This is a genomic window from Cupriavidus sp. SK-3 (assembly GCF_000611145.1).
Taxonomy (GTDB): domain Bacteria; phylum Pseudomonadota; class Gammaproteobacteria; order Burkholderiales; family Burkholderiaceae; genus Cupriavidus.
In genome coordinates, this window is record NZ_JFJV02000220.1 from 1 (window position 1) to 9446 (window position 9446).

Below are 9446 nucleotides of genomic sequence, written 5' to 3' on the forward strand. Positions count from 1 at the left end.
GGCCGGAGACGCGGGCATAGCCGTCGGCCATGTGGCCGGCGCCCTGCTCGTGCACGACGGGGATGAGGCGGATGCCGGCGGGGGCGAAGATGTCCATGGCGTCCATGAAGGCCGACCCCATGATGCCGAACATGTCGGTCACGCCGTTGGCGGCAAGGGTCTCGACGAAGGCTTCCGAGGGGGTCATGGCCTGCGGGCCGGTGGCGGCGGCGCCGTCGGCGGGTTGGGTCTTGAGGGATTCGGGCAAGTGTTCGCTCATGGTGTCGTGTCTCCGGTCTATCGATCTCAAAACGGAACCAAATGTTCCGAAAAGTGTTCGTGAGTCGAAATGTAGGATGTGAGCGCGAGATGGTCAATAGAAGAATTTGATAAACGGAATGCCATGTACCTAAAAACGGTAGTAAATACCCTTTAAAGTGCAGCAAGATCTACCTGGTGGGCCGTGTGGACCCACAGTTGGTCCCCGCTGGCTCTAACCCGGCGAGGGCCGGCTTTCTACCATAGGGCTACACCGCGCTCAGGGCTTGCTTCAACAGCGCCCGGTGCGCGCCGGGCTGACTCTCCGCAGAGAAGAGCGCCGCCAAAACGAGAGGACGCAAAGACGTCCCAACCAGACGGAGACATTGGCATGCTTCATGCTCATCACCTCTTCCTCCTCGAGCAGGCACCGCCCTGGTGCCAGGCTTCCCGTGCCGGCGATCTCCGCCACAGCACACCACACAGTCAATCTTGAGGAGGTTCATCATGCGTTGGATCAAGCAGCTTGCAGCAAGCGTGGTCATGGCGGCGGTCGTCGCCCCGGGCGCCTACGCGCAGACCAAAGAAGTCGTCATCGCCTACCAGGACATGGTGGTGCCGTGGCGCTACGCGCAGGACATGAAGGAAGTCGAGAAGCAGACCGGCTACAAGGTCTCGTTCCGCCAGTTCGGCGGCGGCGGCGACGTGATCCGCGCGATGGCTTCGGGCCAGATCGCGATCGGCGAAGCCGGCACCTCGCCGATTGCCTCGGCGCTGTCGCAGGGGCTGGACGTGGAACTCTTCTGGATCCTCGACGACATCAATGCGGCCGAGGCGATGGTGGCGCGCAACGGCAGCAATATCAACAGCGTGGCCGACCTCAAGGGCAAGCGGGTAGGCGTGCCCTTTGTCTCCACCACGCACTACCACACGCTGGTGGCGCTGGAGCAGGCCAAGATCAATCCCAAGGACGTCAAGATCATGAACATGCGGCCGCCCGAAGTGGCCGCGGCTTGGGAGCGCGGCGACATCGACGCCACCTTTATCTGGGATCCGGTGCTGGCCAAGCTCAAGCAATCGGGCAAGGTGCTGGTGACCTCCGGCAAGATCGCCGCCGAAACCGGCAAGGCGACCTTCGACGGCATGATCGCCAACAAGAAGTTCGCGCGCGAGAACCCCGAGTTCATGGTCAAGTTCGTCAAGATCCTGGCCGCGGCGGATGACAAGTATCGCCAGGACAAGGCCGCATGGACCGCGGAATCGCCCATGGTGAAGGCGGTTGCCAAGGTCTCCGGCGCCAAGGCCGAAGCCGTGCCGGCCAGCATGGCGCTATATGGATTCCCCACGCTGGAGGAGCAAGCCTCGCCCCGCTGGCTGGGCGGCGGCGCGGCCAAGGCGCTGCAATCGGCGGCGCAGTTCCTGAAGGAGCAGGGCACCATCCAGACGGTGCTGCCGGACTACGGTACGGGCGTCAATGCGGAGTGGGTGAAGCGGGCTCTGGCAACCAAGACGCCGGCCTGACTGTCTTGTGCGCCGCGTAGCGGGCGATGTCCGCTACGCGGCCTTGAATGACCTTTTCCGGAAGTTTGCAGCTATGGCCAAACTCGAAATCGACAACCTGAGCGTTAACTACGGCGGCCGTGGCGGCGCCGAAACGCTGGCCCTGTCGCAAGTCAATCTCACTATGGAGCGCGGCGATTTCGTCGTCGCGCTGGGCGCCTCCGGGTGCGGCAAGACGACCTTGCTGTCGTGCATTGCCGGCTTCATGCAACCCTCGGAAGGCGAGATCCGCCTCGACGGAAAAACCGTGCACGGTCCTGGGGCCGAGCGTGGCGTGGTGTTCCAGAAGCATGCATTGATGCCCTGGCTCAATGTGCTGGACAACGTGGCGCTGGGCCTGCGGCTGCGCGGCGTGCCGCGCGCCGAGCGCCTGCGCATCGCGCAGGAAGAGCTGGCGCTGGTCGGCCTGGAGAAGGTGGCGGCCAAGCCCGTCTACCAGCTCTCCGGCGGCATGCAGCAGCGCGTGGGCATTGCCCGCACGCTGGCCAATGATCCGGCTGTGATGCTGATGGACGAACCGCTTGGCGCGCTGGATGCGCTCACGCGCGAAACCATCCAGGCGCTGATCCTGAAGCTGTGGGCGGCGGAACAGAAAATCGTGTTCTTCATCACCCACAGCGTGGAGGAAGCGTTGTTCCTGGCCACCCGCCTGATCGTGATGACGCCTTCGCCGGGACGCATCGCGCATACCTACGAGCTGCCCTTCGCGCGGCGCTTCATTGCCTGCGGCGATGCCCGCGAGGTCAAGTCCGATCCCGAGTTCATCCGGTATCGCGAAGAAATCGTCGACCTGATCCATGCCACGCCCTGAGGAGTCCGACATGACTGCTACCGCCCAACGACTCGAACCCCCTCCCGGTGCGGGCGCCATGCCCGCCAGGCCGGCCGCGCGCCGCATGAAGGCCGTCTCCGGCTACCGCCTGCCAGGCGAAGGCTCAAGCTCGCGCATCTCCACCATCACCGTGGTTTCGCTGCTGGCGCTGTGGTGGATCGCCAGCCACCTGCGCTGGCTGCCGCCACTGTTCCTGCCCACGCCGGAATCCATCATCAATGCGTTTATCGATGCCTGGAACGGCAATGTGCAAGGCGGCCTGCCGCTGACCGAGCATTTCCGCGCCAGCATGGTGCGCGTGTTCGGCGCCTTCGCGCTGGCCACGGTCACGGCGGTGCCGATCGGCGTGATGATGGGCGTGTCGCGCATCGCGCGCGGCGTGTTCGATCCGCCCATCGAGTTCTACCGGCCGCTGCCGCCGCTGGCGTACCTGCCGCTGATCGTGATCTGGTTCGGCATCGATGAAACGTCGAAGATCCTGCTGATCTTCCTGGCCTGCTTCGCGCCGCTGGCGATGTCGGCGCAGGCGGGCGTGCGCTCGGTCACTATCGAGCAGATCAATGCCGCGTACTCGATGGGGGCCAACCGGTGGCAGGTGATCCGCCATGTGGTGATCCCCGCTGCGCTGCCGGACATCCTGACCGGCATGCGCATCGCCATCGGTTTCGGCTGGACCACGCTGGTTGCCGCCGAGATGGTGGCCGCCACGTCGGGCCTCGGCCAGATGGTGCTCAACGCGTCGAACTTCCTGCGCACGGATGTGGTGATCATGGGCATCGGGCTGATCGGCCTGATCGCCTATACCTTCGACCTGCTGATGCGCAAGATGGAGAAGTGGCTGGTGCCCTGGAAGGGGAGGATGTAAAGCCAAAGCCTGTGCAGTGCTAGGCAGTGCTGTGTTGTGCCGGGCGGCGGCAACCGCCGCCCGTTTTCCCGTTTCCCCGCCTAAAACGTGGCGGCCAGTTCCCTGGCCGTTTCCTGCAGGCGCGGCACGAACTCCAGCGAGCGCGACAGCGGCGAGCGTGCCGTGGGCGCATGCACCGCCAGCGCCGCCACCACCTGCCCGCGCTCGTCGCGCACCGGCACCGCCACGCAGGAAATCCCCGCCACGAATTCCTCGTTGTCCACGCCAAGCTGCTTGTGCGCGCTGCGGTCCAGCTCGGCTTCGAGCAGTTCCACATCGGTGATGGTATTGGGCGTAAAGCGCTCCAGCGGCAGCTGCCGTACCAGCGCGGCGCGCTGCTCGCGCGGCAGCAGCGACAGCAGCAGCTTGCCGCTGGCCGAGCAGTGCAGCGGCACGCGCGATCCCGGTTTCAGGTCCAGCCGCAGCGGCCACGGCGCTTCCATGCGGTCCAGGTACAGCACCGAGGTTTCGTGCAGCATGGTCAGGTTGACCGTTTCGCCGATATCGGCCACCAGCCGTGCCAGGATGGCATGGCGCAACTGGCGCGTGCCCGAATGCGTGACGATGGCCACGCCCAGCCGGGACAGGCGCGGCCCGACCGCGTAGGCATTGCGCGCACCGGGCTCGCGGATCACCAGCCCGCCCGCTTCCAGCGCGCCAAGCATGCGGTGCAGCGAGGCCTTGGGTGCTTCGAAACCCTGCATGATTTCCGCCAGCGACAAGGGCCGGTCGGCTGCCACCAGGAATTCCAGCAGCGCGAAGGCGCGCAGCGTGGGCGTGTCGCGGTCCGCCGCCGCGTCGGCTGCGGCGTTCGGGACCGGTGCCGTGGCGGCCGGTTCTTCCAGCCGCAAGGGCGCCGCCGCGCGCGCGGATTTGGTGGATTTTTCCTTGAGTGCCTCGGAGGGCGCTTTTCTTTGTGTCGCTACTGTTGCCGATTTCAATTCGGACTCCGTTCCGGAAAACGAGACAGATTGATTGTATTCCACTTCAGACCTTCGCTTGTGGGCAGCATCAGCCAGCGCGTTTGCCGCCCCCATCGGGGGCCGGCAAGGGCCTAGCGTTCGTCGCAAAGTACTTTTGCCATGCCGCGCGCGGCCTCGCGCAACGTCGGCACCGCCCGCACCAGCGCCTCCAGCGATACCCGGGCCGTGGGCGCGTGACAGGCGATAGCCGCTATCACGGGGCCATCCGGGGCGGCGCTGTCAGCCGTGCCGCCGCCGGCGCGCACGGGTACCGCCACCGCCGTCATGCCGCGGACGAACTCTTCGTTATCCACGCCGATACCCTGGGCGCCGAGGCGGTCCAGTTCCGTGTCGAGCGCGCCGATGTCGGTCAGGGTGCGCGGCGTATAGCCGCGGATTTCCAGGCGCCGCAACGTCTGCTGCCGCTCCGCGCGCGACATGGCCGCCAGGAACAGCTTGCCGCTCGCCGTGCAGTGAAGGGGCACGCGAATGCCCGGTGAGAGTTGCAGGCGCAGGGGCTCATCCGTCTCCACCCGTTCCACATAGAGCACATGGTCGCCGTCCATCGCGGTCAGGTTGCAGGTCTCGCCAAGGCTGGCAACCAGCCGGCCAAGAATGGCGCGGCATTCGCGCAGCATTGGCGGCCCCTTTAGTGTCTGCATCGCAATCGCGGCTGCCCTGGGGCCGGGCATGAAGCCGCGCTCCGCGGGCATCTGCACGACAAAGCCGGCGTTCTCCATGGCGCGCAGCAGGCGCATCAGCGTGGTCTTGGGCATGCGCTGGCGCTGCGCCAGCTGGGCCAGGGTCTGCGGATGCTGGGCGCGCGCGAGGCATTCCAGCACCGTCAGCGCCCGCAGGCTGCGGTCCTCGTCGTCGGCGGCTGGCTTCGTGCTCTCTGCTGCGCTGCGATTTTGAAACGAAAATTGCACATTCTGTTTCATATTCTGTGTCTCCTCACAATTTGCCTTCTTATTCTGTGTTCTCGTTCATAAGATCGGAACAATTCGTTTCAGTATAAGGGCGCCGCCATCAGCGGCAAAGGGCATGTCCGGCCCTGGCGGCAGATAACAAGGAGACAGCGACGATGTCGCAAACCGTTGATTACATCGTGGTGGGAGCCGGTTCGGCCGGTTGCGTACTGGCCAATCGCCTGAGCGAAAACGGCCGGCATGCGGTCTGCCTGCTGGAGGCCGGTCCTCCCGACCGCTATCCGTGGATTCACATCCCCATCGGCTACGGCAAGACCATGTTCCACAAGACGGTCAACTGGGGCTTCTATACCGACCCCGATCCCAATATGCTCGACCGCCGCATCTACTGGCCGCGCGGGCGCACCCTGGGAGGATGCAGCGCCATCAACGGCCTGATCTACGTGCGCGGCCAGCGGCAGGACTACGATCACTGGGCCGCGCTGGGCAATCCCGGGTGGGGCTGGGATGAATGCCTGCCTTACTTCCGCAAGCTGGAGAACAACGACCTCGGCGAAGGGCCCACCCACGGCACGGCCGGGCCGCTCAATGCCACTTCCATCGACAGCCGCCATCCGCTGGTGGATGCCTTCATCGAGGCAGGCCAGCGGCTGGGCGTGCCTTACCGCGAGGACTTCAACACCGGCGAGCAGGAAGGCGCCGGCTACTATCAGCTGACCACGCGCAAGGGCTGGCGCTGTTCCACGGCGGTCGCCTACCTGCGCCCGGCGCGGGGGCGGCCGAACCTGCGCATCGAGACCGACGCGCATGCCACCGCGATCCTGTTCGAGGGGCGGCGCGCCATCGGCGTGCGCTACATGCAAGGCGGCAGGTCATGCACCGTGCTGGCGCGGCGCGAGGTGCTGCTCTGCGCCGGCGCGCTGCAATCGCCGCAGCTGCTGCAACTGTCGGGTGTGGGCCCTGCGCCGCTGCTGCAATCGCTGGGGGTGCAGGTGGTGCACGCCTTGCCCGGTGTCGGGGAAAACCTGCAGGATCACCTCCAGGTCCGCCTTATCTACGAAGTCTCCAAGCCGATCACCACCAACGACCAGTTGCGCACCTTGTCCGGCAAGGCGCGCATGGGGCTGGAATGGCTGCTGTTCCGCAAGGGGCCGCTGGCGATCGGCATCAACCAGGGCGCCATGTTCTGCCGTGCCCTGCCGGACGAAAGCGCTACGCCGGATACGCAGTTCCATTTCTCCACGTTGTCCGCGGATATGGCGGGCGGCAATGTCCACCCGTTCTCCGGCTGCACGTATTCGGTTTGCCAGCTGCGGCCGGAATCGCGGGGATCGGTGCGCATCAGGTCGACCGATCCCTTCGAGCCGCCGTCCATGCAGCCGAACTATCTCTCGACCGAACTGGACCAGCGCAGCGCGGTGGCGGCGGTGAAGTTCGCGCGCAGCGTGGCCCAGGCCGAACCCATGCGCGGGCTGATGAAGCGCGAGTTCCGGCCCGGCGATGCGGTGCGCTCGGACGACGAGATCCTGCATTTTTGCCGCCAGTACGGCGCCACCATCTTCCATCCGTCCGGCACGGCCCGCATGGGGCCCGCCCGCGACGCGCTGGCGGTGGTCGATGCCCGCCTGCGCGTGCATGGCGTGGCGGGCCTGCGCGTGGTGGATTGCTCGATCATGCCGACGCTGGTGTCGGGTAACACCAATGTCCCGGTGGTGATGGTGGCCGAACGCGCCGCCGATTTCATCCTGGAAGACGCGCGGCGGGAGGTACCGGTCGGCGCGGCGGCATGATGCCCCGGTAAAGGAGGAAGGTCCCGCTGTTTTTCTGCAAGCCCCGGCGCTCAACAATCACATCATTCCAGCGGGCGCCGCTTACCTGTGTGAGGAGACAAAGATGGCAAGCCCCAATGAAAAGGCGATTCGCAAGGTCGTGATGGCGTCGGTGATCGGCGCCACCATCGAGTGGTATGACTTTTTCCTCTATGGCGTGGTCGCCGGCATTGTGTTCAACAAGCTGTACTTCCCGGCCGGCGATCCGCTGGTGGCAACCATGCTGGCCTACACGACCTTCGCGGTCGGGTTCCTGACGCGGCCGCTTGGCGGCGTGATCTTCGGCCACTTCGGCGACCGCATCGGCCGCAAGAGCATGCTGGTGATGACGCTGATGATCATGGGTGTGTCCACGTTCCTGATCGGGCTCGTGCCGACCTACGACAGCATCGGCTTGTGGGCACCCGTGCTGCTGTTGCTGCTGCGCGTCTTCCAGGGGATCGGGCTGGGCGGGGAATGGGGCGGGGCGGTGCTGATGGCCTATGAGTATGCGCCGGCGCACCGCAAGGGCTTCTACGCCTCCCTGCCACAGATCGGCCTGGCGATCGGCTTGTGCCTGGCATCGGGCGTGGTCGCCTTGCTTTCGCTGCTGCTGACCGACGCCCAGTTCCTCGCCTGGGGCTGGCGTGTCGCCTTTATCGTCTCGGCGGCAATGGTCTTCGTCGGCATGTATATCCGCCTGAACGTCAAGGAAACGCCGGAGTTCGCCGCGGTCAAGCGGCAGAACGCCGAGACGCAGATTCCTTTCGTCGACATGATGCGGCGTTATCCGGGCAATATCCTCAAGGGCATGGGCGCGCGGTATATCGACGGCGTGTTCTTCAATATCTTCGGCGTATTCTCGATCACCTACCTGACGCAGACCATCAACATCTCGCGTACCCAGGCCCTGGTCGGCGTGATGGCGTCCGCGGTGGTGATGTGTTTCTTCATCCCGTTCTTCGGCGGCCTGTCGGATCGCATCGGGCGCACGCGTGTCTACTTCTGGGGCTCGCTGATCACCGCCTTCTCGTCGTTCCCGGCCTTCTGGCTGATGCTCAACGGTGGGCAGAACGTGATGCTGCTCTGGCTGGCCATCGTGGTGCCCTTCGGTATCTTCTACGCGGCCGTGTACGGGCCGGAGGCCGCTCTGTTCTGCGAGCTGTTCGACGCCAGGGTGCGCTACACCGGCATCTCCTTCGTGTACCAGTTCTCGGGCATCTTTGCCTCCGGCATCACACCCATCGTTGCCACCGCCTTGCTCAAGAGCGGCGGCGGAGCGCCGTGGCAGATCTGCGCCTATGTGGTCTTCGCCGGTGTGGTGTCGGCCCTGTGCGCCGCGTTGATCGGGCGGCAGATGCGCCGGGTGTCCACGATCAGCGCGCCAACTGCAGCGTGACGATGCCCGCCACCACCAGCGCTGTCGCTACCAGGCGGCGCTTGTCGAACGGCTCGCGCAGCAGGAAATGCCCGAGCAGCGCCGCAAAGACCACGCTGGATTCGCGCAGCGCCGCCAGCTTGGTCACTGGCGCCATCGTCATGGCCCAGAGCATCAGCGCGTAGGAACCCACGCGGTTGATGCCGCCGATCCAGGCGCGTTTCCATTCCTGGCGGAACAGGGTCAGCAGCGTTCGCCCGCGCTGGCTGAAGGCAAAGCCGGGCATGAAGATATGCGACAGCAACTGCAGCCAGGCGATATAGGAGAAGACGTCTCCATATCGCTTGACCGCGGTGCCGTCGATCACGGTGCCGCCGGCCAGGCAGGCGCCCGCCAGCAGCGCGAAGGCCATCAGGTCGGGGGACTGGCTGCGCCAGCGTACCAGGCTGACCAGGCCGATGCAGATCAGGGCGATGCCGGCATAGCCGCCGGGGCCGAGCCGCTCGGCGCCGGTCAGCAGGAGGATCATGGCGACCATCAACGGGGCGGAGCCGCGCATCAGGGGGTAGGCCTGGCTGAAGTCGCCGCGGTTATAGGCGGCGACCAGCGATAGTTTGTAGCCGACTTCGAGTGTGACGGTGGCGAGGAGGAAGGGCCATACCTGGGGGGCTGGTAGCGGTACCAGGAATACCATTGGCAATGCCACCAGGAAGCAGAAGCTGTCGATCAGCGCCATCGATGATAGCCGGTCGCCGCCGATTTTGACGATGGCGTTCCAGGAGGCGTGCATGATGGCTGAGAGCATGACGGCTAGGAAGGGGGTGGCGGGGGAGTCG

At 65.5% G+C, this 9446-nt stretch carries 9 protein-coding genes; 5 read left to right on the top strand and 4 right to left on the bottom strand.

Annotated elements, in window-relative coordinates; translation table 11 throughout:
* On the bottom strand, window positions 1-259 hold a 259-nt coding region (locus tag CF70_RS22295), incomplete at its 3' end, for a thiamine pyrophosphate-binding protein (protein WP_035869821.1).
* A gap of 485 nt (window positions 260-744) precedes the next feature.
* Between CF70_RS22295 and tauA the strand changes: the two genes are divergently transcribed.
* The 3 genes from tauA (at window position 745) to CF70_RS22310 (ending at window position 3494) form a co-directional block, all read left to right on the top strand.
* Complete coding sequence (gene tauA, locus CF70_RS22300; protein ID WP_035869822.1) at window positions 745-1758, top strand: taurine ABC transporter substrate-binding protein; 1014 nt, start codon at window positions 745-747, stop codon at window positions 1756-1758.
* Window positions 1759-1831: 73 nt separating this feature from the next.
* Window positions 1832-2608, top strand: coding sequence for a taurine ABC transporter ATP-binding protein (locus CF70_RS22305; protein ID WP_035869823.1), 777 nt, complete (start codon window positions 1832-1834; stop codon window positions 2606-2608).
* Between the two features lie 10 nt (window positions 2609-2618).
* Entirely contained in the window at window positions 2619-3494 is an 876-nt protein-coding gene (locus CF70_RS22310) for an ABC transporter permease subunit (protein ID WP_035869824.1), read from the top strand.
* Window positions 3495-3574: 80 nt separating this feature from the next.
* Here the strand turns inward: CF70_RS22310 and CF70_RS22315 are convergent, their stop codons facing one another.
* Together CF70_RS22315 and CF70_RS22320 are read right to left on the bottom strand one after the other, a co-directional pair.
* Window positions 3575-4303 (bottom strand): IclR family transcriptional regulator, encoded by a 729-nt coding sequence (locus tag CF70_RS22315; protein ID WP_035869836.1) that lies wholly within the window; start codon window positions 4301-4303, stop codon window positions 3575-3577.
* Between the two features lie 284 nt (window positions 4304-4587).
* Window positions 4588-5436: an IclR family transcriptional regulator gene (locus CF70_RS22320; RefSeq protein ID WP_035869827.1), complete on the bottom strand. Its 849-nt coding sequence runs from the start codon at window positions 5434-5436 to the stop codon at window positions 4588-4590.
* A gap of 143 nt (window positions 5437-5579) precedes the next feature.
* Between CF70_RS22320 and CF70_RS22325 the strand changes: the two genes are divergently transcribed.
* Together CF70_RS22325 and CF70_RS22330 are read left to right on the top strand one after the other, a co-directional pair.
* Window positions 5580-7214 carry a GMC family oxidoreductase gene (locus tag CF70_RS22325; RefSeq protein WP_035869830.1) on the top strand — a complete coding sequence of 545 codons (1635 nt, stop codon included), beginning with the start codon at window positions 5580-5582 and terminating at the stop codon, window positions 7212-7214.
* A 103-nt stretch (window positions 7215-7317) separates the two neighbouring features.
* On the top strand, window positions 7318-8631 hold the full coding sequence (locus CF70_RS22330; RefSeq protein ID WP_035869833.1) for an MFS transporter: 1314 nt from the start codon (window positions 7318-7320) through the stop codon (window positions 8629-8631).
* Here CF70_RS22330 and CF70_RS22335 read toward each other — a convergent pair.
* Window positions 8609-9415, bottom strand: a complete 807-nt coding sequence (locus CF70_RS22335; protein ID WP_051648782.1) for an EamA family transporter — start codon at window positions 9413-9415, stop codon at window positions 8609-8611. The genes CF70_RS22330 and CF70_RS22335 overlap by 23 nt on opposite strands.
* Window positions 9416-9446: the final 31 nt, after the last annotated feature.

What these genes read in the sequence shown, in the direction of transcription:
- CF70_RS22305 (WP_035869823.1), top strand. Translation starts at nt 1,832, where the DNA reads ATGGCCAAACTCGAAATCGACAACCTGAGCGTTAACTACGGCGGCCGT.
- CF70_RS22320 (WP_035869827.1), bottom strand. Translation starts at nt 5,436, where the DNA reads ATGAAACAGAATGTGCAATTTTCGTTTCAAAATCGCAGCGCAGCAGAG.
- tauA (WP_035869822.1), top strand. Translation starts at nt 745, where the DNA reads ATGCGTTGGATCAAGCAGCTTGCAGCAAGCGTGGTCATGGCGGCGGTC.
- CF70_RS22310 (WP_035869824.1), top strand. Translation starts at nt 2,619, where the DNA reads ATGACTGCTACCGCCCAACGACTCGAACCCCCTCCCGGTGCGGGCGCC.
- CF70_RS22325 (WP_035869830.1), top strand. Translation starts at nt 5,580, where the DNA reads ATGTCGCAAACCGTTGATTACATCGTGGTGGGAGCCGGTTCGGCCGGT.
- CF70_RS22335 (WP_051648782.1), bottom strand. Translation starts at nt 9,415, where the DNA reads ATGCTCTCAGCCATCATGCACGCCTCCTGGAACGCCATCGTCAAAATC.
- CF70_RS22330 (WP_035869833.1), top strand. Translation starts at nt 7,318, where the DNA reads ATGGCAAGCCCCAATGAAAAGGCGATTCGCAAGGTCGTGATGGCGTCG.